The organism is Nocardioides bigeumensis, from assembly GCF_039531755.1.
Taxonomy (GTDB): domain Bacteria; phylum Actinomycetota; class Actinomycetes; order Propionibacteriales; family Nocardioidaceae; genus Nocardioides; species Nocardioides bigeumensis.
The window spans coordinates 711370-737629 of the sequence record NZ_BAAAQQ010000002.1 but is presented as its reverse complement, the minus strand read 5'-3'; the positions used below and the strand labels follow the sequence as shown (position 1 = coordinate 737629).

The window sequence follows — 26260 nt, the reverse complement described above, 5'->3', positions numbered from 1 at the left end:
GTGCTTCATCGAGGGCCTCCCTACGATGGCCCCGTGGAGTACGACGAGCGACTCTCGGTCCCGCTGCGGTGGTGGGTCCAAGGCATCATGCTCGTCGCGACGTTCTGGCTCGCCGTCATCGTCGCCCTCCCCCTCGCCGCCGCATGGACGGTGACCGGCGCCGCCGGCGCCCTCGTGCTCGCCGGCCTGTGGGCCTACGGCGCGCAGCGGCTCCAGGTCGGCGACGGCGTCTTCCGCGCCGGGCCGGCCCGGATCTCGGTCGTGCACCTGGGGGCCGCCGAGGCGCTCGACGCCGAGTCGACCCGCCGGGTCGCCGGACGCGACGCCGACGCGCGGGCCTACTTGCTGTTGCGCCCCTACCTCAAGCGCGGGGTTCGGGTCGAGATCACCGACCCGGCCGACCCCACGCCGTACTGGCTCGTCGGCACCCGCCGCCCCGACGCGCTGGTGCAGGCGCTCGAGGCGGTCTCGCACGAGCCCGCCGACCCGCGGCGGTGAGCCAGACAGGCTTCCGGGCGGGCCGAACCCTGTCCAAGTCACCGCCCCCGCGCGGGTGGGCCGGGCTGTACGCCGCGTCGCTAGGGTTGCCGCATGGCTGAATCGTCGAAGGTCTGGACGCTGTTCTCGCTCGTCTCCGCGCTCGGAGCGGCGGCGGTCGCCAAGAAGGCGCTCAACACCGGCTGGCGCGCCGCCACGGGCAAGAACCCGCCGGCGAACCCCGCGGACCCCGACGTCGACATGCGGGAGGCCGTCGTGTGGGCGGTCGTCTCCGGCACGCTCATCGCGTTGGCCCGGATGCTGGCGACCCGGCGGGCCGCCAGCTATTACGCGCGGTCGACCGGCCACTTGCCGCCAGATCTCCAGAAGGACGGTCAGAAGGCGAGCAAGGCTCCCGCGCCGACGACGTGAGTCGCCGGCCGCGACTCAGGCGCAGTCGCGGCAGATCATCTTCTTCTCGTCGGCCAGCTGGCTGCGGTGATGGACGAGGAAGCAGCTCATGCAGGTGAACTCGTCCTCCTGCTTGGGCTTCACCTCGACCGCGAGCTCTTCGTGGGACAGGTCGGCGCCGGGCAGCTCGAAGGACTCCGCAGCCTCGGCCTCGTCCTCGTCGACCTTGCCGGAGTTCTTGTCGTGACGACGCGCCTTGAGTTCCTCGATGCTCTCTTCGCTCTGGTCCTCTTCGGTCTTGCGCGGTGCGTCGTAGTCGGTCGCCATTCTCGTCTTCCACTCTCCTGAGCTCATCTGGTCCAGCTCGCGTGACGTCCCGGGGTCTTCCGGGCCGCTCAACCGGCCGGCTCATGATTGGGCGGGCCAGATTGTGCACCATGAACGGGCTGGTGCACACAGCGGTATCACGTGGTGTCGCCCGAACACGTACCCACGCGAGGCTATTCCCGCCCTCCACGCGGCCCCTCAGATCGGGACAGGACGGAAGTCAGGCGAGGAGACCCGCCTGGCGGACGGCGGCGAGCAGCTCGTCGAAGCCCTCCGCGGGAGCGACCACCAGCGCTTCCCTGCCCGATGCGCCCTCGGTCAGCAGGGTCGTCGCGCCCGCCTCACGCGCGATCAGGGCCGAAGCGGCGTGGTCCCACAGGTGGACGCCCTCCTCGACGTAGGCGTCCGCGAACCCGTCGGCGACGTAGCAGACGTCCAGCGCCGACGAGCCGAGCCGGCGCACGTCACGGACGACGGGCAGCAGCCGGGCGATCGCCTGCGCCTGGAGCGTGCGCACTGTCACGTCATAGCTGAAGCCCGTGATCACCAGACGCTGCGCCAGCGGCACGGTCGGGCGTACGCCGATGCGTTGGCCGTCGCGGGTCGCCCCGCCGCCCAGGGTGGCGGCGTACTCGACACCGGTCGGCACGTTGAGGACGACGCCGGCCACCATCTCCCCGTCGACCTCAGCGGCGATCGAGACGGCGTACTGCGGGAGCCCGTAGAGGAAGTTCACGGTGCCGTCGATGGGGTCGACCACCCACCGGACGCCGGAGGTGCCGGGTTCGCCACCGCCCTCCTCGCCCAGCACGGCGTCGTGCGGTCGCGCGGCCAGCAGCCGCGAACGCACCAGCTCCTCGCTGGCGCGGTCCACCTCGGTGACGACGTCGGTGGGGCTGGTCTTGGTGTGGGCGACCTCGACCGGCGACGCGCGGCGCTCCAGGATCAGCGCGCCGGCGGCACGGGCCACGTCGAGCGCGAGCGCGAGCAGCTCGGCCGGGTCGGCCGGGTGGGCCGGGTGGGCCCGATCGGCCGGGTCGGCCCCGGAGGAACCGGCCATCATCCGACTCCTCCCAGGGCCGGCACCGGTCCACGGGGGTTGGGGCAGCACCCGATCGGGCACCTGTCCGCGGTCGGGGGCAGGCCCCCGACGGTCACGCGCTCCGGTCGCTCGCCGCGCTCCGCGGCCGCTCGCTCGATCAACAGGTCACGCACCACGGCCACGAAACGGGGGTCGATGCCCGGCGTGGAGGCACGGGCGACGGGCAACGCGAGGCCGTTGGCGGTGCTGATCGCCTCGGTGTCGAGGTCCCAGACGACCTCCATATGGTCCGACACGAAGCCGATGGGGACGATGACCACGCCGGGGACCCCGGACTTGCCCAGCGTCTCCAGGTGGTCGTTGATGTCCGGCTCGAGCCACGGCACCTCGGGCGGACCCGACCGCGAGCAGTAGACGAGGTGGCTCGGGTGCCGGCGGCCGGTCTCCTGGCGGACCCGGTCGGTGACCTCGGCGACCACGCTGCGGTGCTGCGCGACGTACGCCCCTCCCAGAGCCGGGCCTCCCTCGGTGCCGGAAGGCCCGCTCCGCTCGTTCATCCGCTCCGGGATCGAGTGGGTGACGAACACCAGGTGGGCCCCGTCGCGGGCGGTCTCGGGGAGGTCGGCCAGCGCGGCGAGCGTGGCGTCGACGAACGACTCGACGAAGCCGGGGTGGTGGAAGAAGTGCCGCAGGCGGTCCAGCTGCGGGGCGCCGTCGAGGCCGTCCACCGCCGCCGCGAGGTCCTCGCGGTACTGCCGGCAGCCGGAGTACGACGAGTACGCCGACGTCACGAAGCAGGCTGCCCTGGTGACCCCGTCGTCGCGCATCTGCTCGATCGTCTCGGCCAGGAAGGGGTGCCAGTTGCGGTTGCCCCAGTAGACCGGGAGGTCGATGCGGGCGCCGGCGAGGTCCTCGCGGACGGCGGCGACGAGCGCCCTGTTCTGGTCGTTGATCGGCGAACGCCCCCCGAAGTGGAAGTAGTGCTCGCCGACGGCCTCGAGGCGATCGCGGGGGATGTTCCTCCCACGGGTGACGTTCTCCAGGAAGGGCACGACGTCCTCTGGACGCTCAGGACCGCCGAACGACACGAGCAGGACAGCGTCGTACGGCGAGACGTCGGGGGCGACCATGTCGCCATCGTATTGATTGGTCCGCCGCGTCGGCGCGGCCGTACCCTGCGACAAGATGCTCGCGACCTACCGCCGGGTGCTGGCCCACCCCGGGGCGTTCCGCTTCTCCGCGACCGGCCTGATCGCGCGGCTCCCGATGTCCATGATCGGGCTCGGCATCGTGCTGCTGGTGTCGGAGGAGACCGGCTCCTACGGCGTCGCCGGCACCGTGAGCGCCACCTTCCTCCTGGCCGAGGCGCTGATGTCGATCATGGTCGGCCGCCTCGTCGACGCGCGTGGCCAGAGCCTGGTGCTCGCCGTGGCGGTCGTCCTGTCCACCGCTGGGGTCCTGGTGATGATCTCGTCGGTGCAGGTCGACTGGCCGCTCGCGGTGACCTACGCCGGCGCCGCGGTGGCCGGCATGTCGATGCCTCCCGTCGGTGCGTGCGTGCGCGCCCGGTGGTCCTACATCCTGGGCAGCAAGGCGCAGCTGCAGACCGCCTTCGCCCTGGAGGCGGTCGTCGACGAGGTCGTCTTCATCGTCGGACCGATCCTGGTCACCGTGCTGGCCACGTCCCTGCACCCGCTGGCGGGCCTCGGCACCGCCGTGGTCGCCGGTCTCGCCGGCACCCTGGCCCTCGCCGCGCAGCGCTCCACGGCACCGCCGTCGCAGCGCGCGAGGCGGGCCGAGGGGGACGGCGCACGGCCGCCGATGCCGTGGCGGACCGTGCTCCCGCTCTTCTTCGTCACGCTGATGCTCGGTGCGTTCTTCGGGTCGGCCGAGGTGGCGACCGTCGCCTTCGCCGACGAGCGCGACGTCAAGGCGTACGCCGGCGTGCTGCTCGGCCTGTGGGCGGCCGGCTCCCTCGCCGCCGGCCTGGTCACCGGAGCGGTCACCTGGCGGGTCGGCGCGGGCAGCCGGCTGCGGCGCGGCGCGGCCGCGCTGACCCTGGTGATGGCACCGATGGTCTTCATCGACTCGGTCCCGCTGATGGGCGGCGCGCTGTTCCTGGCGGGCTTCGCAGTCGCGCCGACGCTGATCGCCGCGCTCACGCTGACCGAGGAGACCGTCCCGGCGGCCCGGCTCACCGAGGGCATGACGGTGATCCACACCGGCATCGTCGCGGGCGTCGCCCCGGGAGCCACGCTAGCCGGCGTGGTCATCGACGCGTCGGGGGCCTCCCTCGCCTACTTGGTCGCCGTGGCCAGCGGGTTGCTCGCCGCAGTGGTCGCGATCAGCCTTCCGAGGGGGGCCGCGCCGGGTGCGGACGGCGACGACAGGCGCGGGGGCACGCCGTCGTCGTACGCCGACGCGACGCTCCCGCTGGCGTAGGCTCCCCCCAACGGATCGACCCCGGTCCGGACTCGCCAGGCACCCGACATCGACCCTTCCCCGGCAGGAGCAGACGGACGGTATGACGCAGCACCTCACCCTCGTGGGGTTGAGCGACGACCGCTCGATGCTGCTGCTCGTCGATGACGCGGGGGCCGAGTTCACCCTGGGTGTCGACTCCAAGCTCAGGGCCGCGCTCCGCGGCGAGCACGCCCGACTCGGCCAGTTGGAGATTGAGATGGACAGCGTCCTCCGCCCACGCGACATCCAGGCGCGCATCCGTGGGGGCGAGACCCCCGAGGCCGTCGCCGCCGCCGCCAAGACCACCGTCGACAAGATCATGGCCTTCGCCGCCCCCGTCCTGGCCGAGCGCGAGCACGTCGCCGAGCGCGCCCAGCGCTCGTCGGTGCGGCGCCGCTCGGGCGAGGGGGACCCCACCGGTCGCAGCACGCTGGGCGACGCCGTCGCCGGTCACCTGCGCGGCCTGAACGTCTCGCCCGAGGTGGTGACGTGGGACTCCTTCCGGCGCGAGGACGGCCGCTGGGCGCTCACCGGCGACTTCGAGACCGTGGCACGCAGGGGCGCGGCCCGCTTCGCCTACGACCCTCCGGGCAACTTCGTGGTGACCGAGAACGACGACGCGCGCTGGTTGATCGGCGAGCTTCCCGACGCGCCGGCACCCGCCGCCCAGCCGTCCGCTCCGGCGCAGCGGCGGCTCGCGGCGGTGCCCGACGAGCTCGAGCTGCCGCTCGGCGACGACGCGATCGAGCTGGTGCGTCCCGATGCTCCCGCTGCCGAGGCGGCCGACGAGCTGCCTCCGGTGCGGACCGTCGACCTCACCGACACCGCCGCGAAGGTGCGCGCCGTGGCACCCCCGACCCGCAAGGAGGAGCCGGAGTCGTTCCTCGACGCGGTGCTCCAGGACGACGAGGAAGAGCCGGCGACCGCCGAACCGGCCGCCGAGGAGCCGTCGGCCCCCAAGCGTCCGGCCCGCAAGAAGGGCGCCCGTGCCTCGGTGCCGAGCTGGGACGAGATCATGTTCGGCGGCGGCAAGGGCGACTGACCGCGCCGGTGGTCGAGCAGCGAGCGCAGCGAGCGATCAGTCGAGACCCGTCTCGACCGGCCGCTCGGGGTCGGTGATCCAGCCCGACCAGCTGCCGGGATAGAGCGCCGCCCGGACCCCGGCCACCTCCATCGCCAGGACGTCGTGCGCCGCGGTGACGCCCGAGCCGCAGTACGCCGCCACGTCGGCGCCGGGCACCGCCCCGACGGCGGCGTACAGCTCGGCCAGCTCGGACGCCGGCCTGAAGCGCCCGTCCGGTCCGAGGTTGTCCGGGGTCGGGACGTTCACGGCACCGGGCACCCGCCCGGCGACCGGGTCGATCGGCTCCACCTCGCCGCGCCACCGCTCGGGAGCGCGGGCGTCGACGACGACCGCCACGTCGAGCACGCCGTCCGCCTCCACGACCGGCATCCCGCCGCCACCCGTGGCTGCGAAGTCACCAGGGGACACGCCGACGGCACCTGTCTCGACGGCGCCGCCCGCGGCCTGCCACGCCGTCCAACCGCCGTCCAGCACGCGCACGTCGTCGTGCCCGTGGAAGCGCAGCAACCACCACGCGCGCGCGGCCGCGCGGCCGCCCCAGTCGTCGTACACCACGACCGGCCTGCCGGACCGCACGCCCGCGTCGCGCATCGCCGCCTCGAAGACACCGACGTCGGGCAGCGGGTGCCGCCCGCCCGGGCCCGGCGGAGCGGCCAGCGCCGTGTCGAGGTCGACGTACGCCGCCCCCGGCACGTGCCCGGCGTGGTACGCCGCGAGCGCGGCGGCCGGGTCGCCACCCTGCACGTAGCGGACGTCGAGGACGGTGACCTCGCTGGGAGCACCGACCATGCGGTCGGTCAGCTCGGCCGCACTGGGGGAGACGTGGACGGCGACATGGGTCCATCCTGGACACATGGACCACCGCGCCTCCTTCCAGGTCCCGGCCGAGGCGTACGACCGGCACGTGGGCCGCTACTCCCCCGCCCTCGCCAAGCACCTGTGCGACCACGCCGCCCTGCGCGCCGGCGACCGGGCGCTCGACGTCGGCTGCGGGCCGGGCGGACTGACCGCCGAGCTGGCCGAGCGGCTCGGGCCGGCACACGTAGCGGCGGTGGAGCCGTCGGCGAGCTTCGCCGAGGCCTGCGCCGCCCGCCTGCCCGGGGTGGACGTCCGGGTCGCGAGCGCCGAGTCGCTGCCCTTCGCGGACGGGGACTTCGACGCGGTGCTCTCGCAGCTGGTGGTCAACTTCCTTCCCGACGGTCCTGCCGGGCTCGCGGAGATGCGCCGCGTCACCCGGCAGGGCGGGTCGGTCTCGGCCGCTGTGTGGGACTACAGCGGCGAGATGACGCTCTTGCGCGTCTTCTGGGAGGCCGCCGCGGCGGTCGACCCGGCCACGCGCGCCGCTGACGAGAGCCATGCCCTCTACATCACGCCCGCCTCGCTTCGTGACCTCTGGGCGTCCGCTCGGCTCGCGGACGTCCGAGTGGAGCCCGCGGTGGTCCCCGCGAAGTACGACGGCTTCGACGACCTGTGGGCGCCGTTCCAGGCGGGCGTGGGCCCGGCGGGTGCGCTGGTCAACAGCATGCCCCCCGACCTCCAGGTCGCGGTGGCCGACGAGATGCGGCAGCGCCTCGGCGTGGGGTCGGAGCCGTTCCGTCTCACCGCTCGCGCCTGGATGGTGACGGGGCGCACCGAGTAGGCCCCTGTCGGCATGGACTGACCAGGAATTGTCAGGACCATGTGCGAAGATCGGCCGCGACATGGCAGAGCTGCAGTTCTTCACCGGAACGATGGACTCGGGCAAGAGCACACTCGCCCTCCAGACCAACCACAACCATGCGCAGCGGGGACGCGTGGGGCGCATCTTCACCGCCCACGACCGCGCCGGCGAGGCGACCCTCTCCAGCCGTCTCGGCCTGACCCACGAGGCCATCGAGGTCACCGAGAACTTCGACTTCTGGCGCTACGTCGTCACGCACCTGACCCAGGGCGGTCGCATCGACTACCTCATCTGCGACGAGGCTCAGTTCTACTCCCCCGAGCAGGTCGACCAGCTCGCCAAGATCGTCGACGAGCTCCAGCTCGACGTCTTCTGCTTCGGGATCCTCACCGACTTCCGCAGCAACCTCTTCCCGGGCAGCGCCCGGCTGGTCGAGCTCGCCGACCGGACGCACGTCCTGCAGGTCGAGGCGCTCTGCTGGTGCGGCAAGCGCGCCACCCACAACGCTCGCACCGAGGACGGTGAGATGGTGGTCGAGGGCGAGGTCATCGTCGTCGGTGACACCGACGAAGATTCCGATGACGACGCGGCTGCGCTTGGTTTCGGCCACCGCGCGCCCAAGCACGTGGCCTACGAGGTGCTGTGCCGCCAGCACCACCGCCGCCGGCTCACCGCGGACCGCGCCAAGGCCGTGTCGATCTCGGTCGAGCCGCTGCCGTTCTCGGTCTGATCCGCACTTCTCTGGACGATCGACCAGAGAAACCCGTCCGAGAATCGGTCTGGACCACCGGCGTTTCTCCTTTGCGCGGGGACCCATCCGGAGAGATGGTCAGCCCAGGCGGCCGCGCGGCGGGCGGGGTCGCGACGCGCATTCCTTGGGGGGAACCATGCGTTCGACGTACCGAGTCCTGGCCTTTCTGATCGCCGGGCTGGTGGTGGTGCAGGCCTTCGCCATCGCCTGGGCCTTCTTCGGCATGACCAACTGGATCGACAACGACGGCGGCGTGGTCGACAAGGCCCTCCTCGAGTGCACCGACTGCGACATGAACTTCACTGCCGAGTGGGGCTTCGCGATCCACATGTTCTTCAACGGCACGATCCTCATCCCTCTGGTCACGATCGGCCTGCTCATCGTGTCCTTCTTCGCGAAGGTGCCGAAGGGCGTCGCCCTGGCGGCCACCATCTTCGGTCTGGTCGCACTGCAGATCCTCGTGCTGCCCGCACTGTCCCGCTCGGCGGGCTCCGCCTTCGGTGGTCTGCACGGCGTCAACGCGCTGGTGTTGTTGGGCGTCGCGATCATGGCCGGCAGGCGTGCGTCGCAGCCCGTCTCGGACGAGGTGCCTGCCTCGTCCGTCACCGCCTAGCGGGTGGCCGTCCGGGGCCGCACCCGGCTGTGGATCGCCTCGGCGGCCACGGCCGCGATCGTGCTGCCTCTGGGGTGGTTCTGGCAGCAGAGCCTGCTGCCCGACAGCTATGACATGGCGGCGATGGGCGTCGCCGACTGGGGCGGCGGCCCCGTCGACGACCACGCGGCGATGGACGGCATGGAGGGCACCGCCGTCGCGGACCTGACCGCGGACCTGGACGCCACACCCGACGTCAGCGAGACGCTCACCGTCCGGGTCGAGGCCGGCGACTACACCGTCAACGGCACCTCACCGGGGCCACTGCTCGAAGTGACGGAGGGCGACCTGGTCGAGGTGACCCTCGTCAACGACAACGTCCAGGACGGCATCACCCTGCACTGGCACGGCATCGACGTGCCCAACGCCGCGGACGGCGTGGCCGGGGTGACACAGGACGCGGTCCTGCCGGGCGAGTCGTTCGTCTACCGCTTCGTCGCGGAGCAGGTCGGGACATTCTGGTACCACTCCCACCAGGTGTCGCACGAGCAGGTCCAGGGCGGCCTCCTCGGCGGCATCGTCATCCACCCGGCTGACGCGGGGACGGCGCGGGCCGACGTCGACGAGGTGGCGATCGTGCACCGCTACGACGGCGGCTCGACCATCAACGGCGAGCTCGGCACCAGCACCCTCGCCGCGCAGCCCGGAGACGAGGTGCGGCTGCGGGTGGTCAACACCGACAACGGCCTGGCGCAGGCGTGGGTGACCGGCGCGCCCTTCCGGGTGCTGGCGATCGACGGCTCGGAGGTGAACGAGCCTGGCGACCTCGAGGGCACCGCCGTGCGGGTGCCGGCCGGCGGCCGGGTCGACCTGGGCTTCACGGTGCCCGACTCGGACCTCCGCGTCGACTTCAGCGCCGGCACCACCTTGCTCGTCGGCGCCACCCCCGCCGGCGCGCGGCCCGAGCGGCCCCACGAGACCTTCGACCCGTTGTCGTACGGCGCCCCGGTCGCCGACCTCGGGTTCGACCCCGCGCAGCCCGACCGGACCTTCGACTACCGCATCGGCCGGAGGCCCGGCTTCCTCGACGGCCACCCGGGAAACTGGTGGACGGTCAACGGCAGGCTCTTCCCGGACACGCCGATGTACATGGTCGAGGAGGGCGACGTCGTCGTCTTCCGGATCGAGAACGGCAGCAGCGACACCCACCCGATGCACCTGCACGGACACCACGCGGTCGTGCTCTCGCGAGACGGGGTCGCCGCCACCGGCAGTCCGTGGTGGGTCGACTCCCTCGAGGTCGAGGTCGGCGAGAGCTACGAGGTCGCGTTCGTCGCCGACAACCCCGGCCTCTGGATGGACCACTGCCACAACCTGCCGCACGCGGCCGAGGGTCTCGTCGCGCACCTGATGTACGCCGGCGTGACGTCGTCGTACCGGATCGGCGGCGAGCCCGGCAACGCACCCGAGTGAGCGGCTAGCAGACGAGCATCGGGATGAGCATCTCGTCCGCGGTGAGCGACCCGTGCAGGCCGATCAGGGTGGTCTCGTAGCCGAAGTCGACGCTCGAGAAGACGCCGAGGTCGCTGTGGGCGGCGACGACCACGTCGCCGATGCGCGGCAACATCCCTGGGGCCGCCTCGCCGAACCAGCCGCGCGCGACCGCCTCGTCACGGACGATCACGTCGGCACGGTCGCCGAGGAAGCCGGTCCAGGTGGCGCACACGTCGGCCACCGCGCCCCCGCTGCAGTAGAGGTGCCGGAACCTCGCCTCGCCCCCCAGCAGGGCGACCCCGTCGCGCAGCTCCGGGTGCTCGTCGACGTCGACGCGGGCGTGGGCGGGGCTGTCGACCATCCCGTGGTCGGCGACGACCAGCAGCCGCGTCTGGTCCGGGAGCGACTCGCGCAGCTGCTCGGCCTCGTGGTCGACCATGGCGAGCTGTTGAAGCCAGTGGCTGGAGGCGACGCCGTAGCGGTGGCCGGTCCAGTCGAGGTCGCCGTCGTAGACGTAGGTCAACGACGGCGTGTGCCGCGCGGCTGCGACGACGGCCGCGATCCGCTCCCCGACGCGGTCGGCGCCGACGAAGGTCGCCCCCCGATGGGCCGCCGTCGTCAGTCCGCTGCCCCGGAACTCACGCTTGTTGACCACCGACACCGTCGCCCCGGCAGCGGCGAGGCGGCTGAACGCGGTCGGGTTCGGCTGCCACTCCACAGGGTCGACCCGCTTGTCCCAGAAGAGATGGTTGAGCAACCGGTCGGTGCCGGGCACCCGCGAGGTGAACCCCACGAGCCCGTGCGTGCCGGGGGTCAGGCCGGTGCCGAGCGAGGTCAGGCTGGTCGCCGTGGTCGACGGCACCCCGGCCGTGGCAGGTCGCTGCCCGACGGCCAGTCCGGACAGGAACGGCGCGGCGTGGGCGTAGCGGTCGAGCAGCTCGGCGCCGAGCCCGTCGACCAGGAAGACGACGTACGACGGCGCGGTCGGCAGGTCGAGGTCGGTGGGGCTCTCGACGCGGAGGGCGTCCGCCAGTCCGAGCGCCGAAGCGACGGCCGGGACCACGTCGCCCAGCGAGCGGCGGTGGTAGGCAGGTTCGACGAAGTCGCGGGGCGCGGTCCCCGCGCTCACGCGGCACTCATGCGAGGGTCACGCGCCGCGGGTCCGCGACGAGAGCGACTCGGCGAAGGCCAGCAGCCCGGCCACCGACTCCGCGCCCTCGGCTGCGGCGGAGACGCGCAGCGAGAAGTCGTCGCCGGCCAGGACTCCGGTGTAGCCGTGGTCGGCGTCGCACTCCGGGTCCTGGCAGCCGGCGGGCTCGAGGTCGATGCGGGACACCCCGCCCCACCCGATCGTCACGACCGCCTCGGCCGGTGTGGACGGGCCCTTCGTGGGGTTCGTGACCATGCGGGTGACGACGACCGAACGCACCGACGACAGCGTGATCGCCTCGGTCGAGGTGGAGGTGTAGGGCTCGGGGAGCAGGTCGTCGCCCGCGTGCTCGTCGGTGTGCGCCAGGATCAGCCGCGTCGGGGTCAGCACGACGACGGTCAGGTGGCGGCGTACCTCGTCGTGCTCGAAGGTCGGCTCGTGGTGGACGTAGAAGTCCACGACGTCCTCCCCCGCGACTGCGGCGGCGACGCCATCGGCCACGACGTCGGGGTAGTAGCCGGTCCGGTCGATCTCGGTGCGGAGGGCGCCTCCCCGGTCCTGGTCCCGGTCGCTCGCATGACGCATGGGGACGAGTCTTGCACGCGGCTCTCGGGCGGTCAGCCGGGGAGGGTGTCGCCGGGCGGGCTCAACAGACGACGCACGAACCAGTCCGAGCGGGGGTCGAGCACCTGCTCCACGCGCACCGCCGCGTTGAGGACGGCCACCCCCTCGTCACCTACCTGAACGAGCGACAGGTCGAGCGACCGCACCTGCGGCAGGTCGTTCTGGAGCCGCGAGACGCGGAGGATGAGCCGCTCGAGCGCCTCCACGTCGACGACCTCGCTGCCGCGGTAGCCGAAGAGCAGTGGCGAGGTGCGCACCTCGCGCACCATGTCGGCGGCGTCCTGGGCCGACAGGGGCGGGATGCGGTAGGAGCGGTCCGCGAGCATCTCGGTGAGCGGTCCCGCGAGCGAGAAGGACACCACCGGTCCGAAGAGCGGGTCCTCGAGCGAGGACACCGAGACGGGGACCCCGGGGGCCGCGTTGCGCTGCACGACGAAGCCCGCGGTCGCCGGGTCGGTGATCACGTGCGACAGGTTGCGCCAGGCGCTCGCCATCTCCTCGGGTGTCTCGATGTTGCGCCAGACGTGGGCGAGGTCGGGCCGGTTGCGCAGCCGCTCGTGGGTGGCCTTGAGGACGACGTCCCAGCCCAGCTCGGCCCCTGCCGCCTGTGCCTCGGCGAGCGAGGCGACCGACCGCGTCGGCCACAGGTCGATGCCGTACGCCGCCAGGAGCTGGCCGGCCTGCGCCGGATCGAGGTCCAGCCCGTCCGGGTGGTGCATCAGCAGCTCGTTGACCAGCCGGCGGGCGGCCGCCGGGTCCGCGTCTCCGGCGCGTTCGGTGTCGGCGAGGGCGTCTGCCTCCGCGTCCTCCTCAGCGCCTGGATGGCGCAGCCACACGGCGTACCCCACGACGTGGGCGAGGGCGCGCACGGCCGCCTCGACCGCGGGGTACGACGGCACGGACCCGCGCCCGGCGGTGTGGCCCGCGACGTCCGGGACCCGCAACAGCTCAGGCACGCCCTCGGCGCCGAGGAACGTGGTGACCAGCGGCTTGTCGGACTGCTCCCCCACGGCGGCGAGCACGTTGGCGACGTCGACCCCGCTGGTGTTGAGCGGCGGGATGTACACGGCGACGACGGCGTCGACCTCGGGATCGTCGATGGCCGCGTCCAGCGCGTCCTCGAAGTCCTCCGCGCCGGCGTCCGGACCCAACGAGACCTGCCGGTTGACCACGAGTCCCTCCGTGGCGGCCGCGTCGGTGGCCAGGAGGGCCAGCGCGTCGGAGTTGCCGACCACCGCCACGCGGCGACCGCGCGGCAGCGGCTGGTGGGCCACCAGCTGGGCGACGTCGAACATCTCGTCCAGAGTGCCGACCTGGATGATCCCCGCCTGCCGGAACATGGCGTCGACCGCCGGTGGCGGCGCCCCGATCTTGCGGACGGAGTGCCCCATCGGGACACCCTGCGTCGTCCGCCCGGACCGGACGGCCACGACGGGCTTGCGGCGTGAGACCCGGCGGGCGATGCGGGAGAACTTGCGGGGGTTTCCGATCGACTCGAGATAGAGCAGCACGACCTCGGTGGAGTCGTCCTCCTCCCAGTACTGGAGCAGGTCGTTGCCGGACAGGTCCGCCCGGTTGCCGGCGCTGACGAAGGTGGAGAGGCCGAGGCCGCGGTTGTAGACCTTCTTGAGGATCGCCGTGCCCAGCGCTCCGGACTGACAGAAGAACCCCGCCCGCCCGCGGGGCGGCATCAGCGGCGAGAGCGAGGCGTTGAGCAGCACGCCCGGGTCGGTGTTGATCAGGCCGAGGCAGTTGGGGCCCATCAGCCGCAGGCCGTAGGACCGCGCGAGGCCGACCAGCTTGCGCTGGCGTACCCGGCCCTCCTCGCCGGTCTCGGCGAAGCCCGACGAGATGACGATCAGCCCGTGCACCCCCTTGGCGGCACAGTCGAGCACGACGTCCTGCACGGAGTCGGCGGGCACGGCCACGACCGCCACGTCCACCTCGCCGGGGATGTCGCCGACCGAGGCGTACGACGGCAGCCCGGACACCGGGGTCGCGGACGGGTTCACCACGTAGACCTTGCCGGTGTAGTCGCCGAGCACCAGGTTGCGCACCAGCGCCTGGCCGATGCTGTCCTGGCGCCGGCTCGCGCCGATCACGGCGACCGACCGCGCGTTGACGAACCGCTCGACCGAGCGCGCCGCGGCCCGGTGGTCGCGCTGCTCCATCACCCCGATCGCGGTGTCGGTCGGGTCGATCGAGAACTCCAGGGCCATCACGCCCTGGTCGTAGTCGCTGACCAGCCGGTAGCCCGCGTCGCGGAAGGTCGCGATCATCGCCTGGTTGTCCGGCAGCACCTCCGCCACGAAGCGCTCGACTCCGCGCTCCCGGCCCGCCTGTGCCAGGTGCTCGAGCAGCAGCTGACCGATCCCGCGCCCCTGGTGGGCGTCCTCGACCAGGAAGGCCACCTCGGCCTCGCCCGGCGCGGTCACCTCGAACCGCCCGACCGCGATCATCTTCCCGCCCAGCAGCACCACCAGGGCCACCCGGTCGACGTGGTCGACGTTGGTGAAGCGGTGCAGGTCCTTCTCCGACAGCGTCGGCATCGGCGCGAAGAAGCGGTAGTACTTCGACTGCTCACTGACGCGCGAGTAGAACTCGACCATCAGCGACTCGTCCTCGGGCCGAACGGGGCGCACGTGCGCCGTGCGACCGTCCCGGAGCAGGACGTCCGCCTCCCAGTGCCGGGGGGCCGCGCTGGTGGTCACGCCCGCAATCTACTTGGCTCAGATGACGGACCGGGTGGTCGAGCAGCGAGCGAAGCGAGCGATCAGTCGCGACCACGGGTCCCGACGGCCGTTCGTGGCTCGGGGTCGGCTGTCCGTCTCACGGCGGGTCCGGCGCGGGATCGTCGGTGCGGCCGGGGAGAATGCGCGCATGGCAAGGCGTACGGCTAAGCAACCGCTCCCCGAGGACTTCGAGGAGCACATCCTCGACACCGACATCAAGGACGAGATGGAGTCGTCCTTCCTGGAGTACGCCTACTCCGTCATCTACTCCCGGGCGCTGCCGGACGCACGCGACGGGCTCAAGCCGGTGCAGCGCCGGATCCTCTACACGATGGACGACATGAACCTCCGTCCCGACCGGGGGCACGTCAAGAGCGCCCGCGTCGTCGGTGAGGTCATGGGCCGGCTGCACCCGCACGGCGACGGCGCGATCTACGACGCGCTGGTCAGGCTGGCCCAGCCGTGGGCGATGCGGCTGCCCACGATCGACGGGCACGGCAACTTCGGCTCCCCCGACGACCCGCCGGCGGCGATGCGTTACACCGAGTGCCGGATGGCCGCGCCGGCCGTGGCGATGACCGCCTCGCTCGACGAGGACACCGTCGACTTCAAGCCCAACTACGACAGTCGTGAGCTCGAGCCGAGCGTGCTGCCGGCCGCGATCCCGCACCTGATCGTCAACGGCGCGACCGGCATCGCCGTCGGCATGGCCACCAACATCGCGCCCCACAACCTCGTCGAGGTCGTCCAGGCGCTGCGCCACCTCATCGTGAAGCCGGAGGCCACGCTCGACGACCTGATGCGGTTCATCCCGGGCCCCGACCTGCCGACCGGCGGCAAGATCGTCGGCCTCGACGGGGTCCGCGACGCCTACGAGACGGGCCGAGGCTCCTTCCGGATGCGCGCCACCGCCCGCGTCGAGACGCTGGGGCGCCGCAAGGGCATCGTCGTGACCGAGCTGCCCTACGGCGTCGGCACCGAGAAGGTCGTCGAGCGCATCAAGACCCTGGTCCAGGGCAAGAAGATCCAGGGCATCAGCGACGTCAAGGACCTCACCGACCGCGCGAAGGGCCTGCGGCTGGTCATCGAGGTCAAGAACGGCTTCCATCCCGAGGCGCTGCTCGAGCAGCTCTACAAGCAGACGCCCCTCGAGGACTCGTTCGGCATCAACGCCGTCGCCCTGGTGGACGGGCAGCCGCGCACGCTCGGTCTCAAGGAGATCCTCGAGGTCTTCCTGGGCCACCGCTACGACGTCGTACGCCGCCGCTCGGTGTTCCGTCGCGGCAAGGCCGCCGACCGGCTGCACCTCGTCGACGGCCTGCTGATCGCCATCATCGACATCGACGAGGTCATCCAGCTGATCCGCACCAGCGACAACGCGGCCGCCGCCAAGGAGCGGCTGATGGCCGTCTTCGACCTGACGGAGATCCAGGCCGACTACATCCTCGACATGCCGCTGCGCCGCCTCACGAGGTTCTCCCGGATCGAGCTGGAGAAGGAGCGCGAGGAGCTGCTGGCCCGGATAGCGGCGCTCGACGAGATCCTGGGTGACGAGGGGCGGCTGCGCTCGGTGGTGTCCGACGAGCTGGCCGAGGTCGCCAAGACGTTCGGTACGCCGCGGCGTACGGTCCTGCTGGAGTCGGCCGGGGCCGCCGCGGTCGCGGCAGCGGCCAGCCCGCTCGAGGTCGCCGACGACCCCTGCTTCGTCTATCTCTCGTCCTCGGGGCTGCTCGCGCGCAGCGCCAACGTCGATCCTCCCGGCGAGGGTGACGGCCGGGCCAAGCACGACGTGATCGTGTCGGCGGTGCGCTGCACCGCCCGCGGCGAGATCGGCGGGCTCACCTCGGCAGGCCGGCTCGTCAAGATCGGCGTCCTCGAGCTGCCCCAGCTGCCCGACACCGCCAACGACCCGCACCTGGCGGGGGGTGTCCCGGTGACCGAGGTCCTGGTCCTCGAGCCCGGCGAGCGCCTGCTCTCGCTCTGCACCTTGGCGACCGACGGGCCCGGCATCGCGCTGGGCACCCGTCAGGGCGTGGTCAAGCGGGTGAACCCGGAGGTGCTCGGCAAGACCGACTGGGAGGTGATCGGGCTCAAGGACGGCGACGAGGTCATCGGTGCCGTCGAGCTCGCCACCGGTCACGAGACGCTCTGCTTCGTGACGACCGACGCGCAGCTGCTGCACTTCGGAGCCGAAGGGGTGCGCCCGCAGGGCCGCTCCGGCGGGGGCATGGCCGGCGTACGCCTGGCGGCAGGGCAGCAGGTCGCCTGGTTCGGTGCGCTCGGTCCCGGGGGCCTCGGCGACACCGTCGTCGTGACGGCCAGCGGGTCGTCCACGGCGCTGCCCGGCACCGAGCCGGGCGCGGTCAAGGTCACGCCGTTCTCGGAGTACCCGCCCAAGGGCCGGGCCACCGGCGGCGTGCGCTGCCACCGGTTCCTCAAGGGCGAGGACGCTCTCGTCTTCGCCTGGGTCGGCCCGGCCCCCGCACGGGCGGCCGCCGCCAGCGGAGCGCCGATCGACCTGCCCGAGGCGACCGGAAGGCGCGACGGGTCCGGCGTCCCGGGCAGCCAGCCGATCGCGGCCTGCGCGGGCCCGGTGGCCGCCCGGGTCGCGGCCACCGATGTGGCAGGCTGACGCACATGACGGGGACCGCGGTCGGATCTCGGGCGACCCACCGGCGCCTGGCAGGCATGTGTGCCGCCGCCATCCTGGCGCTGACCGCCTGCTCGGGTGGCGATGACGGCGGGAGCGGGGATGACGGACCTCCGCCCGAGGAGGTCCTGACCGCGGCCAAGACGACTCTCGACGAGACGACCGGGCTCAACATCCGCCTGACGACGCCCGGCCTCCCCGAGGGGGTCACCGGCGTTGCGGGCGCCACCGGCGTCGTCACCAACGCTCCGGCGTTCGAGGGCGACATCGAGGTGGTGCTGGCCGGGACGACGTTCAAGGTCCCCGTGGTGTCCGTGAAGGGCAAGGTCTGGGCCGAGCTCCCCGGCACCACCGTCTTCCAGGACATCGACCCGGCCGACTACAACGCACCCGACCCGGCCGGTTTCATCTCCGGCGAGACCGGCTTCCCGAGCCTGCTGCCCGCGACGACCGACGTCGCCGAGGGCAAGAGCGTGCGGGGCGGAGAGGGCAACAAGGAGGTCCTCACCACCTACACCGGCACCGTCCCCGGCGACGTGATGAAGAACGTCATCCCGTCGGCGGCGGGCGACAGCTTCGAGGCGACGTACCAGATCGCCAACGACGAGCAGCTGCGCGAGGCCACCTTCGTCGGCGTCTTCTACCCCGACTCCGAGGAGATGACCTACACCGTGTCGTTCGACGACTACGGCACCGAGAAGGCCATCTCCAAGCCGTGAGCCCAGGCGACACGTCCGGGCGCCTCCTGCTCGGCCTCGCCTCGATCGCGGTCGCGTTCGCCGCCGCCGACACGTACGTCGTGGTCCTGGCGCTGCCGGACATGATGACCAGCGTCGGCGTCGAGGTCATCCAGCTGCAGCGCGCGGCGCCGATCGTGTCCGGCTTCCTGCTCGGTTACGTCGCCATGCTCCCCCTCATCGGCCGGATCGCCGACCTGCGCGGTCGCCTCCCGGTGCTGACCGCCGCGCTCGTCGTCTTCGCACTGGGCTCGCTCGTCACCGCGCTGGCCTACGACATGCCGAGCATCGTGACCGGCAGGTTCCTCCAGGGCGTGGGTGGCGGCGGGCTGGTGCCGGCGACGCTGGCGCTGGTCGCCGACCTGTACCCCGTGCACCGCCGCGGCGTCCCGCTCGGCGTCGTCTCGGCGGTCCAGGAGATCGGCAGCGTCCTCGGGCCGCTCTTCGGCGCGCTCGTGCTGTCGATCGCCGACTGGCGGGCCATCTTCCTGATCAACCTCGCCGTCGGCCTGGTCCTGGCTGCGGCGCTCCGAAGCATCTCCGGGGGTCGAGCAGCCCTCGCTGGTCGAGCAGCGAGCGAAGCGAGCGGAAGGTCGAGACCCCCGGACGTCGTGGGCGGGCTCCTGCTCCTCATCACCCTGGTCGCCGGAGCGCTCGTCTTCACCCAGCCGCCGCCGATCATGGAGGACCTGACCTGGGGCCAGGTCTTCATCCCGTTCGCCGGCGACGGCCGCTGGCTGACGCCGGTCGGTGCGGTAGCGATCACGGCGGCGGCGCTGTTCCTGGCCCGCTGCTCGTTCGCGCGCCGTCCGCTCGTGGACCTCCGCGGCTGGGGCCGCAGCGCTCGCGAAGCAGATCTGCCGGGTGCGCTGCTGCTGGCGGTGGCGCTCAGCGGGGTCATTCTCGCGTTCGCCACCGCCGACCCCAAGGTGCAGGTCTTCTCCGACCAGGGGCTCTGGTACCTCGCCGGTGGCGCGCTCGCCGCCGTCCTCTACGTGCGGCACCAGCGCCGCACCGCCACTCCCCTGGTTCCGCACGGGGCGCTCTCGGCCACTCCGGCTTGGGGGTCGCTCGTCGTCAGCTTCTTCATCGGCGCCGCGCTGATCGCGGCGTTGATCGACATCCCGCTCTTCGCGCGCACGACCATCTACCCCGACTCCCAGCTGCAGGCGGCGCTGGTGCTGGTGCGTTTCCTGGTCACGCTGCCGGTGGGCGCGATCGTCGGCGGCTACCTCACGCGCCGCGTCCCGGCAGGGGTCGTGACCGCGGTCGGGATGCTGCTCGCCGCGACCGGCTTCCTGCTGATGAGCGGGTGGGACATCACCACCCTCGAGCACGCCTCGGCGACGGTCCCCCTCGTGGTGGGCGGGCTCGGCTTCGGGTTGGCCCTTGCTCCGGTGAACGCAGCCGTGCTGGCCACCACCGCGGACGAAGTCCATGGCCTCAGCACGGCGCTGGTCGTGGTCGCCCGCATGGTCGGGATGCTGGTCGGCATCTCGGCCCTCACCACGATCGGCCTGCGCTCCTACTACTCCGAGCAGGGCGGCCTGCCGACGGTCCGCGAGGCCTGCGACGGCAAGAGCAGGTGCGCGGAGTTCACGCTGCTCCTCAAGGAAGCCGGCATCGCCCAGGAGCAGACGGTCTTCCTCGGCGCTGCGGTGTGCGCTGTGATCGCCGCGGTGCTCGCGCTGATCCTCTTCCGGGACGCCGCGACGCGAGATCTCGCCGCCCGGGACCTGCTCCGGGCCGCCGGCTGAGCCGCGCTACGGTGCCCACGTGCCCGACGACTTCGAGGACCTGCTGACAGCCAACCGTGAGTACGCCGCGTCGTTCGACCGCGGTCACTTCGACGGCGTCGCCCATGCCGGTGTCGCCATCGTCACCTGCATGGACTCGCGCATCGACCCGCTCCGGATGCTCGGCCTGCAGCACGGCGACGCCAAGATCTTCCGCAACCCCGGCGGCCGTGTCACCGAGGCGGCCCTCGAGGCGATCGTCCTCGGGGTGCACCTGCTCGGCGTCGAGCGCGTTCTCGTCGTGCCCCACACCCGCTGCGCGATGACGGTCAGCTCGGAGGCCGAGCTCCGCGAGCGCATCGGCAGTGCGGTCGGCATCGACGCCACCTGGCAGCGGTTCCACGTCATCGACGACCAGCTCGCCGCCCTCCACGAGGACGTGCGCAGGGTCGTGTCGCATCCGCTCATCCCGTCGACCGTCCAGGTGGGCGGGTTTCTGTACGACGTCGACACGGGGCTGCTGGACCACAAGGTCTGACCAGACCAGACCAGACCACTCCAGAGGGGGCTGGCCTCGGCAGCCCCCCGGGCGGACAATCCGAGCCATGGATCTCCTGGAGCGGGAGCAGCAGCTCGTCGCCCTCGCCGCGTACGCCGAGGATGCGGCCCGCGGCGAGGGGCGCCTCGTGCTGGTGCGGGGCGAGGCCGGGGTCGGCAAGTCGAGCCTCATCGAGGCGTTCGAGGCGGCGAGGCCCGAGGCACGGTGGGCCTGGGGCGGGTGCGACGGCGGCCTGACCCCGCCGCCCCTCGGTCCCCTGGTCGACGTGGCCGACCAGCTCGGCGGAGAGCTCGCCGAGGTCCGAGGCGCCGGGGCCACTCGTCCGGAGCTGTTCGCGGCCCTGCTGCGAGTGTTGGACGACCCCGTGCGGCCGACCGTGCTGGTGCTGGAGGACTTGCACTGGGCGGACGAGGCGACCCTCGACCTGGTGCGTTACGTCGGCCGGCGGCTGCGACGCCAACGCGGTCTGGTCCTGGCGACGTACCGCGACGAGCAGCTGGCGCCCACCCACCCGTTGAGGTCGTGCCTCGGCGCCCTCGCGTCGGAGCGCTCGCTGCGCAGGCTGGACCTGCCCCCGCTGACGGCGTCCGCGGTGGCCCGCCTCGCCGTCGGCACCGGGCTGGACCCGGCAGCGGTCCTGGCCGTGACCGGGGGCAACCCCTACTTCGTCACCGAGGTGCTCCGCTCCCCTGGGGACGCACTCCCGTCGTCCGTGCGGGACGCCGTCCTCGCCCGGGTCGCGACGCTCACGCACAGCGCGCGCGCCGCGCTCCACGCGGCCGCGGTCGTCGGCAGCCGGTTCGACCCGCGGCTCCTCGCCGCCGTCGGCGATCCGGACGCCGACGACCTGGACGCCCTCGTCGGATGTGGCCTGCTGGTCAGCGACGGGCGGGACCTGCGCTTCCGGCACGAGCTGACCCGGCGCGCTGTGTACGACGCCACACCGGCGCACCGGCGTACCGACCTGCACCGTCGCGCGCTGGTGGCGCTCCTGGCCGACGATCGGCGCGACGACGCGGTGCTCGCCCACCACGCCGACGGCGCGGGCGACCCGGAGGCGGTCCTCCGGCACGCACCGGCGGCCGCCGAGCAGGCGGCCGCGGCAGGGGCACACCGGGAGGCGGCCATCCAGCTCGAGCGGGCGGTGCGCTGGGCGACGACGGACGACCGGGTCCGCGCCGACCTGCTCGACCGACTGGCCATGGAGTACTCGCTGGTCGACCGCTGGCGCGAGAGCGACGAGACTCGGCGCGACGCCCTCGCGCTGTGGCAGCGGCTCGGAGACGTCCTGCGCGAGGGCGACGACCTGCGGCATCTCTCGCGCGCGGTGTGGCGCATGGGTGACGGCGCGACGTCCGAGCGGCTCATCGAACAGGCCGTGGACCTGCTCGAGCCAGAGGGTTCGACGCCTGAGCTCGCGCGCGCCCTGGCCCAGCTGTCCGGCCAGCGGATGACCACCGGCCGTGACGCAGACGCCGTCGAGGTCGCCACCCGAGCGATCGGACTGGCCCGCGAGCTGGGGCTTCCCGACGTCGAGGCCGACGCGCTCAACAACCTGGACTCCTCCATGCTGGCCCTCGGCCACGACTGGGGCGACGGCCTGCGCGCCGCCATCGCGATCGGGGTCGAGCACAAGCTGTCAGAGCAGGCGGGGCGTGCGTACGTGAACCTGTTCGGGGGCCTGGTCGGCAGCTACCGGCTCTCTGAGTCGGACCAGCTCTACGACGAGGCGATGACCTTCTGCGAGGAGCAGGACGTCGCGACGTACGGCAACTGCCTCTTCGGCGCTCGCGCGCAGGGCCTGGAGCTGGCGGGGCGCTGGCAGGAGGCGGAGGCCTACTCGCGCGAGCTCTTGGCCAAGACCGACGTCTCCCCCATCAACAAGATCCACTCTTGGGTCGTGCTGGCCTTCCTCGACGTACGACGCGGGGCGCCGAGCACCGACGAGACACTGGCGCACGGCTTCGCGCTGGCCGACGGCGTAGGTGAGCCCCAGTGGCTCGTGCCGCTCGGCCTGGCCCGCATGGAGCGCTCCTGGCTGGCCGGTGACCTCGACGCGGCCCGGGCGTTGCTCCAGCCGGTGGCGCAGCTGGTCGGGCACGGTGATCCCTGGACGCGCGGCAGCGTGGCCGTGTGGCAGCGGCGCCTCGGCCTCGAGCCGGGATGGTCGGCGGTCGCCACCCCGTTCGACCTCCAGCTCGCCGGAAAGCACGCGGCGGCGGCGACCAAGTGGGAAGCGATCGGGACGCCGTACGAGGCCGCGCTCGCGCTGCTCGACGACACCGACGAGGACGGCTGGCGGCACGCCCTGGCCCTCCTGCAACGGCTGGGAGCGACGGCCACCCTGGCGTGGGCGCGCGGACGGATCCGCTCGGCGGGTGGCCGAGTCCCGCAGTCGCGGCGCCCCTCGACCCGCGCGCACCCGGCCGGCCTGACCACGCGCGAGGACGAGGTGCTCCGCTTGGTCGCCGAGGGACTCACCAACGACGAGATCGCGACGCGGCTGGTCATCTCCCCCAAGACCGTCGACCACCACGTGTCCGCGGTCCTCGCCAAGCTCGGGGTCACGAACCGGCGCGAGGCCTCCGACGCTCTCGCACTCCTCGAACATGGGGAGCTCGCCGCCTCAACCTAGGGAGTCGCTCCCGATTCCCTCCGGCTCGTTCCTTCCTACGTTCGGAGCACCCGAACACCAGGGACACAAAACCCGGAAGGAACTCCCATGCCACTCTTCATGGACGTCCACCGACTCGACGACAGCGTCACCATCGACGACGTCGCCAAGGCCCACATGGCCGACCTGCAGCACCAGGACAAGTACGACGTGAAGTACCTGCGCTACTGGGTCGACGAGGCCGGCGGCACCATCTTCTGCCTGGCCGAGGCGCCGTCGTCCGACGCCGCCGCGACTGTGCACCGCGAGGCGCACGGCCTGGTCGCGCAGGACATCTTCGAGGTCAAGGAGGGGTCATGAGCGTCCGTCGCCTCCTCGCCCCGACCCTGGCTTTGGGCCTGCTCGCGGCCGCGCTCACCGGACCTCAGGCCTCGGCGGCCACCTGGGTCGACGAGGTCCGAGACGCAACGGCGCCGTACAAGTCGGTCGCGAAGGCAGAGGCCGACGGCTACGGCCTGTTCGCCGACGCCGAGGGGCTCACTTGCATCGAGCACCACCACGACGGCGGTATGGGAGTGCACTACGTCCACGGCAAGCGCGTCGGCGACGCCAAGGTCAAGTCGCGCAAGCCAGAGGCCCTGGTCTACGAGCCGGCGGCCAACGGCAAGCTCAAGCTGGTGGCGCTGGAGTACATCGTCTTCAAGTCCGCATGGCGGGCCGAGCACCCGTCAGGCAAGCCGTCGCTCAAGGGCCAGAAGTTCACGCTCGTGCCCGCCGGCAACCGCTACGGCATCCCGGCGTTCTACGAGCTGCACCTGTGGGCCTGGAAGGACAACCCGGCCGGCCTGTACGCCGACTACAACCCGGACGTGTCCTGCCCCGCCTGAGCACGCCACTCGCGCCGCGCCAAGGAGGTCAGCGCGAACGGCCGCTCATGCGCATGGCCAGTGAGATCCCGACGAACAGGGCCAGCACGACCACGAGGATGACGACGATCTCGGCGATGCCGACTCCGAACATGTCGCGAGTCTAACCGGCGCCCTTGACCCCGACGGGGAAGAGGATCAGGCGTCGAGCGCCTCGACGTCGACCTCGTAGGCACCCTGCACGATGAACTCCTTGCGCGGCGCCACGTCGGAGCCCATCAGCAGCTCGAAGACGTCGGACGCGGACTCGGCGGAGTCGATGGTGAGGCGCCGCAGGGTCCGGTGGCGGGGGTCCATCGTGGTCTCCGCCAGCTGGTCGGCGTCCATCTCGCCGAGGCCCTTGTAGCGCTGCACGGGGTCTTTCCAGCGGACGTTCTTCTTGGTCAGCTCGGCGAGCTTTCGCTGGAGCTCGTCGTCGGAGTAGGTGTAGACGTACTTATCCATCCCCTTCTTGGGGTTGGTCAGCTCGATGCGGTGCAGCGGAGGTACGGCGGTGTAGACCCGGCCCTCGTGCACCAGCTCGGGCATGTAGCGGAAGAACAGGGTGGCGAGCAGGCAGCGGATGTGAGCGCCGTCGGAGTCGGCGTCGGCCATGAAGATGATCCGGCCGTAGCGGCGCGCCTCGAGGTCGAAGGTGCGCCCGGACCCGGCGCCGACCACCTGGATGATCGAGGCGCACTCGGCGTTCTTGAGCATGTCGCCGACCGAGGCCTTCTGGACGTTGAGGATCTTGCCGCGGATCGGGAGAAGTGCTTGGAACTCCGAGTCGCGAGCGAGCTTGGCCGTGCCGAGCGCGCTGTCACCCTCGACGATGAACAGCTCGGTGCGGTCGTTGTCGTTGGCCCGGCAGTCGGCGAGCTTGGCGGGCAGCGCGGACGACTCCAGGGCGTTCTTGCGGCGCTGCGTCTCCTTGTGCTGCCGAGCGGCGATGCGCGTCTTGGACGCCCCGAGCACCTTCTCCATCACGAGGCGCGCCTGCGCCTTCTCGGCGCGCTTGGTGCTGGTGAGGAACTTCTTCAGCTCCGCCGAGACGACCTTGCGCACGATCCCGCGCGCCGCGGGGGTGCCGAGGATCTCCTTGGTCTGGCCCTCGAACTGCGGCTCGGCGAGCCGGACCGTCACCACGGCGGTCAATCCCTCCAGGACGTCGTCCTTGATCACGTTGTCGTCGTTGACCTTGAGCACCTTGGCCGAGCGCATCACGTCGTTGAACGCCTGCGTCACGGCGGTCTCGAAGCCGCTGACGTGGGTGCCGCCCTTGGGCGTGGCGATGACGTTGACGAACGAGCGGAGCTCGGTGTCGTAGCCCGTGCCCCAGCGCAGGGCGACGTCCACGCTCAGCTCCCGCTCGACCTCCTGCGGGGTCATGTGACCCTTGCTGTCGAGCATCGGCACGGTCTCGGTGAAGGTCTCCGAGCCCTGCAGCCGCAGGATGTCGGTGACCGGCTCGTCGCCGGCGAGGTACTCGGCGAACTCCGCGATGCCGCCGTCGTGGCGGAACTTCTCCTCCACCGGGGTGTCCCCGCGCAGGTTGCGGATGACCAGCTCGAGGCCCGGGACGATGAAGGAGGTCTGCCGGGCACGCCCGAGCAGGCCCTCGAAGACGAAGTCGGCGTCCTTGGTGAAGATCTGCCGGTCCGGCCAGAAGCGCACCCGGGTGCCGGTCTTGGACTTGGTGACCTTGCGGCCCTTGCGGGTCAGGCCCGACCTGGCCGTGAACGACCCCTCGGGGCCCTCGCCGGCGAAGACGCCCGGCACGCCGCGCTGGAAGGACATGCCCTGCTGCGCCGGCGCCCGGTCGACGTCGACGTCGAGCCGGGACGAGACCGCGTTGACGACCGAGGCGCCGACGCCGTGCAGGCCGCCGGTGGCGACGTAGGAGCCGCCGCCGAACTTCCCACCCGCGTGGAGCTTGGTGTAGACCACCTCGAGGCCGGGAAGGCCGGTCTTGGGCTCCTTGTCGATCGGGATGCCGCGGCCGTCGTCGTAGACCTCGGCCGAGCCGTCGGGGTGCAGGGTCACCTCGATGCTCTTCGCGGCGCCCGCGAGCGCCTCGTCCACTCCGTTGTCGATGATCTCCCACAGGCACTGCATCAGCCCGCGGGTGTCGGTGGACCCGATGTACATGCCCGGGCGCTTGCGGACCGCCTCCAGCCCCTCCAGGACGAGGAGGTGGGCCGCGTTGTAGGTGTTGTCGGCGATGGGTCTGGCTCCTGCGCTGTGCTGGTCGA

At 72.1% G+C, this 26260-nt stretch carries 23 protein-coding genes; 15 read left to right on the top strand and 8 right to left on the bottom strand.

Annotated elements, in window-relative coordinates; all coding sequences use genetic code 11:
* The first annotated feature begins 33 nt into the window (after nucleotides 1–33).
* Both ABD295_RS04755 and ABD295_RS04750 read left to right on the top strand, forming a co-directional pair.
* Nucleotides 34–498 carry a DUF3093 domain-containing protein gene (locus ABD295_RS04755; protein ID WP_344302493.1) on the top strand — a complete coding sequence of 155 codons (465 nt, stop codon included), beginning with the start codon at nucleotides 34–36 and terminating at the stop codon, nucleotides 496–498.
* A gap of 93 nt (nucleotides 499–591) precedes the next feature.
* Nucleotides 592–909, top strand: a complete 318-nt coding sequence (locus ABD295_RS04750) for a DUF4235 domain-containing protein (protein WP_344302492.1) — start codon at nucleotides 592–594, stop codon at nucleotides 907–909.
* 15 nt (nucleotides 910–924) lie between these two features.
* On the opposite strand, the gene ABD295_RS04745 is transcribed toward ABD295_RS04750, so the two are convergent.
* From ABD295_RS04745 to ABD295_RS04735, 3 genes are all read right to left on the bottom strand, one after another.
* The gene (locus tag ABD295_RS04745; RefSeq protein WP_344302491.1) at nucleotides 925–1215 is read right to left on the bottom strand and encodes a DUF4193 domain-containing protein; all 291 of its coding nucleotides are present in this window, start codon (nucleotides 1213–1215) and stop codon (nucleotides 925–927) included.
* A 220-nt stretch (nucleotides 1216–1435) separates the two neighbouring features.
* Nucleotides 1436–2275, bottom strand: coding sequence for an inositol monophosphatase family protein (locus ABD295_RS04740; protein ID WP_344302490.1), 840 nt, complete (start codon nucleotides 2273–2275; stop codon nucleotides 1436–1438).
* Nucleotides 2275–3387 carry a ferrochelatase gene (locus tag ABD295_RS04735; protein WP_344302489.1) on the bottom strand — a complete coding sequence of 371 codons (1113 nt, stop codon included), beginning with the start codon at nucleotides 3385–3387 and terminating at the stop codon, nucleotides 2275–2277. The genes ABD295_RS04740 and ABD295_RS04735 overlap by 1 nt, the downstream gene beginning before the upstream one ends.
* 55 nt (nucleotides 3388–3442) lie before the next feature.
* Here ABD295_RS04735 and ABD295_RS04730 point away from each other — a divergent pair, with 55 nt between their 5' ends.
* Both ABD295_RS04730 and sepH read left to right on the top strand, forming a co-directional pair.
* Nucleotides 3443–4699, top strand: a complete 1257-nt coding sequence (locus ABD295_RS04730; protein ID WP_344302488.1) for an MFS transporter — start codon at nucleotides 3443–3445, stop codon at nucleotides 4697–4699.
* A gap of 82 nt (nucleotides 4700–4781) precedes the next feature.
* Nucleotides 4782–5762: a septation protein SepH gene (gene sepH, locus ABD295_RS04725; protein WP_344302487.1), complete on the top strand. Its 981-nt coding sequence runs from the start codon at nucleotides 4782–4784 to the stop codon at nucleotides 5760–5762.
* Nucleotides 5763–5798: 36 nt separating this feature from the next.
* Here sepH and ABD295_RS04720 read toward each other — a convergent pair whose 3' ends face one another.
* The gene (locus tag ABD295_RS04720; RefSeq protein ID WP_344302486.1) at nucleotides 5799–6659 is read right to left on the bottom strand and encodes a sulfurtransferase; all 861 of its coding nucleotides are present in this window, start codon (nucleotides 6657–6659) and stop codon (nucleotides 5799–5801) included.
* Between ABD295_RS04720 and ABD295_RS04715 the strand changes: the two genes are divergently transcribed.
* From ABD295_RS04715 to ABD295_RS04700, 4 genes are all read left to right on the top strand, one after another.
* A complete protein-coding gene (locus ABD295_RS04715; RefSeq protein WP_344302485.1) occupies nucleotides 6658–7443 on the top strand; it encodes a class I SAM-dependent methyltransferase in 786 nt (261 codons plus the stop codon). The genes ABD295_RS04720 and ABD295_RS04715 overlap by 2 nt on opposite strands.
* 61 nt (nucleotides 7444–7504) lie before the next feature.
* The gene (locus ABD295_RS04710; RefSeq protein WP_344302484.1) at nucleotides 7505–8194 is read left to right on the top strand and encodes a thymidine kinase; all 690 of its coding nucleotides are present in this window, start codon (nucleotides 7505–7507) and stop codon (nucleotides 8192–8194) included.
* A 157-nt stretch (nucleotides 8195–8351) separates the two neighbouring features.
* Nucleotides 8352–8828: a hypothetical protein gene (locus tag ABD295_RS04705; protein ID WP_344302483.1), complete on the top strand. Its 477-nt coding sequence runs from the start codon at nucleotides 8352–8354 to the stop codon at nucleotides 8826–8828.
* Nucleotides 8829–8831: 3 nt separating this feature from the next.
* On the top strand, nucleotides 8832–10280 hold the full coding sequence (locus ABD295_RS04700; RefSeq protein WP_344302482.1) for a multicopper oxidase family protein: 1449 nt from the start codon (nucleotides 8832–8834) through the stop codon (nucleotides 10278–10280).
* 4 nt (nucleotides 10281–10284) lie between these two features.
* On the opposite strand, the gene ABD295_RS04695 is transcribed toward ABD295_RS04700, so the two are convergent.
* Genes ABD295_RS04695 through ABD295_RS04685 form a run of 3 tightly spaced genes read right to left on the bottom strand, consistent with a single transcriptional unit; the run spans nucleotide 10285 to nucleotide 14786 of the window.
* Nucleotides 10285–11430, bottom strand: a complete 1146-nt coding sequence (locus tag ABD295_RS04695) for an alkaline phosphatase family protein (protein ID WP_344302481.1) — start codon at nucleotides 11428–11430, stop codon at nucleotides 10285–10287.
* An 18-nt stretch (nucleotides 11431–11448) separates the two neighbouring features.
* Nucleotides 11449–12036 (bottom strand): DUF5998 family protein, encoded by a 588-nt coding sequence (locus ABD295_RS04690; RefSeq protein WP_344302480.1) that lies wholly within the window; start codon nucleotides 12034–12036, stop codon nucleotides 11449–11451.
* A gap of 32 nt (nucleotides 12037–12068) precedes the next feature.
* Nucleotides 12069–14786, bottom strand: a complete 2718-nt coding sequence (locus ABD295_RS04685; RefSeq protein WP_344302479.1) for a bifunctional acetate--CoA ligase family protein/GNAT family N-acetyltransferase — start codon at nucleotides 14784–14786, stop codon at nucleotides 12069–12071.
* A gap of 169 nt (nucleotides 14787–14955) precedes the next feature.
* Between ABD295_RS04685 and ABD295_RS04680 the strand changes: the two genes are divergently transcribed.
* The 7 genes from ABD295_RS04680 (at nucleotide 14956) to ABD295_RS04650 (ending at nucleotide 23990) form a co-directional block, all read left to right on the top strand.
* Nucleotides 14956–17439: a DNA gyrase/topoisomerase IV subunit A gene (locus ABD295_RS04680; RefSeq protein WP_344302478.1), complete on the top strand. Its 2484-nt coding sequence runs from the start codon at nucleotides 14956–14958 to the stop codon at nucleotides 17437–17439.
* 5 nt (nucleotides 17440–17444) lie between these two features.
* The gene (locus ABD295_RS04675; RefSeq protein ID WP_344302477.1) at nucleotides 17445–18176 is read left to right on the top strand and encodes an LppX_LprAFG lipoprotein; all 732 of its coding nucleotides are present in this window, start codon (nucleotides 17445–17447) and stop codon (nucleotides 18174–18176) included.
* Nucleotides 18173–19951 (top strand): MFS transporter, encoded by a 1779-nt coding sequence (locus ABD295_RS04670; protein WP_344302476.1) that lies wholly within the window; start codon nucleotides 18173–18175, stop codon nucleotides 19949–19951. The genes ABD295_RS04675 and ABD295_RS04670 overlap by 4 nt, the downstream gene beginning before the upstream one ends.
* A gap of 19 nt (nucleotides 19952–19970) precedes the next feature.
* Nucleotides 19971–20468: a beta-class carbonic anhydrase gene (locus ABD295_RS04665; protein WP_344302475.1), complete on the top strand. Its 498-nt coding sequence runs from the start codon at nucleotides 19971–19973 to the stop codon at nucleotides 20466–20468.
* Nucleotides 20469–20535: 67 nt separating this feature from the next.
* Entirely contained in the window at nucleotides 20536–23124 is a 2589-nt protein-coding gene (locus ABD295_RS04660) for an ATP-binding protein (protein ID WP_344302473.1), read from the top strand.
* 87 nt (nucleotides 23125–23211) lie between these two features.
* A complete protein-coding gene (locus ABD295_RS04655; RefSeq protein WP_344302471.1) occupies nucleotides 23212–23463 on the top strand; it encodes a DUF4242 domain-containing protein in 252 nt (83 codons plus the stop codon).
* Nucleotides 23460–23990, top strand: coding sequence for a hypothetical protein (locus tag ABD295_RS04650; RefSeq protein WP_344302469.1), 531 nt, complete (start codon nucleotides 23460–23462; stop codon nucleotides 23988–23990). The genes ABD295_RS04655 and ABD295_RS04650 overlap by 4 nt, the downstream gene beginning before the upstream one ends.
* A gap of 177 nt (nucleotides 23991–24167) precedes the next feature.
* Here ABD295_RS04650 and ABD295_RS04645 read toward each other — a convergent pair whose 3' ends face one another.
* Nucleotides 24168–26231, bottom strand: a complete 2064-nt coding sequence (locus ABD295_RS04645) for a DNA gyrase/topoisomerase IV subunit B (protein WP_344302712.1) — start codon at nucleotides 26229–26231, stop codon at nucleotides 24168–24170.
* Between the last annotated feature and the right edge of the window lie 29 nt (nucleotides 26232–26260).

Coding starts and splice junctions, on each gene's coding strand:
- sepH (WP_344302487.1), top strand. CDS start 4,782: ATGACGCAGCACCTCACCCTCGTGGGGTTGAGCGACGACCGCTCGATG.
- ABD295_RS04715 (WP_344302485.1), top strand. CDS start 6,658: ATGGACCACCGCGCCTCCTTCCAGGTCCCGGCCGAGGCGTACGACCGG.
- ABD295_RS04675 (WP_344302477.1), top strand. CDS start 17,445: ATGACGGGGACCGCGGTCGGATCTCGGGCGACCCACCGGCGCCTGGCA.
- ABD295_RS04680 (WP_344302478.1), top strand. CDS start 14,956: ATGGCAAGGCGTACGGCTAAGCAACCGCTCCCCGAGGACTTCGAGGAG.
- ABD295_RS04660 (WP_344302473.1), top strand. CDS start 20,536: ATGGATCTCCTGGAGCGGGAGCAGCAGCTCGTCGCCCTCGCCGCGTAC.
- ABD295_RS04690 (WP_344302480.1), bottom strand. CDS start 12,036: ATGCGTCATGCGAGCGACCGGGACCAGGACCGGGGAGGCGCCCTCCGC.
- ABD295_RS04720 (WP_344302486.1), bottom strand. CDS start 6,659: ATGTGTCCAGGATGGACCCATGTCGCCGTCCACGTCTCCCCCAGTGCG.
- ABD295_RS04735 (WP_344302489.1), bottom strand. CDS start 3,387: ATGGTCGCCCCCGACGTCTCGCCGTACGACGCTGTCCTGCTCGTGTCG.
- ABD295_RS04740 (WP_344302490.1), bottom strand. CDS start 2,275: ATGGCCGGTTCCTCCGGGGCCGACCCGGCCGATCGGGCCCACCCGGCC.
- ABD295_RS04650 (WP_344302469.1), top strand. CDS start 23,460: ATGAGCGTCCGTCGCCTCCTCGCCCCGACCCTGGCTTTGGGCCTGCTC.
- ABD295_RS04655 (WP_344302471.1), top strand. CDS start 23,212: ATGCCACTCTTCATGGACGTCCACCGACTCGACGACAGCGTCACCATC.
- ABD295_RS04745 (WP_344302491.1), bottom strand. CDS start 1,215: ATGGCGACCGACTACGACGCACCGCGCAAGACCGAAGAGGACCAGAGC.
- ABD295_RS04710 (WP_344302484.1), top strand. CDS start 7,505: ATGGCAGAGCTGCAGTTCTTCACCGGAACGATGGACTCGGGCAAGAGC.
- ABD295_RS04730 (WP_344302488.1), top strand. CDS start 3,443: ATGCTCGCGACCTACCGCCGGGTGCTGGCCCACCCCGGGGCGTTCCGC.
- ABD295_RS04705 (WP_344302483.1), top strand. CDS start 8,352: ATGCGTTCGACGTACCGAGTCCTGGCCTTTCTGATCGCCGGGCTGGTG.
- ABD295_RS04750 (WP_344302492.1), top strand. CDS start 592: ATGGCTGAATCGTCGAAGGTCTGGACGCTGTTCTCGCTCGTCTCCGCG.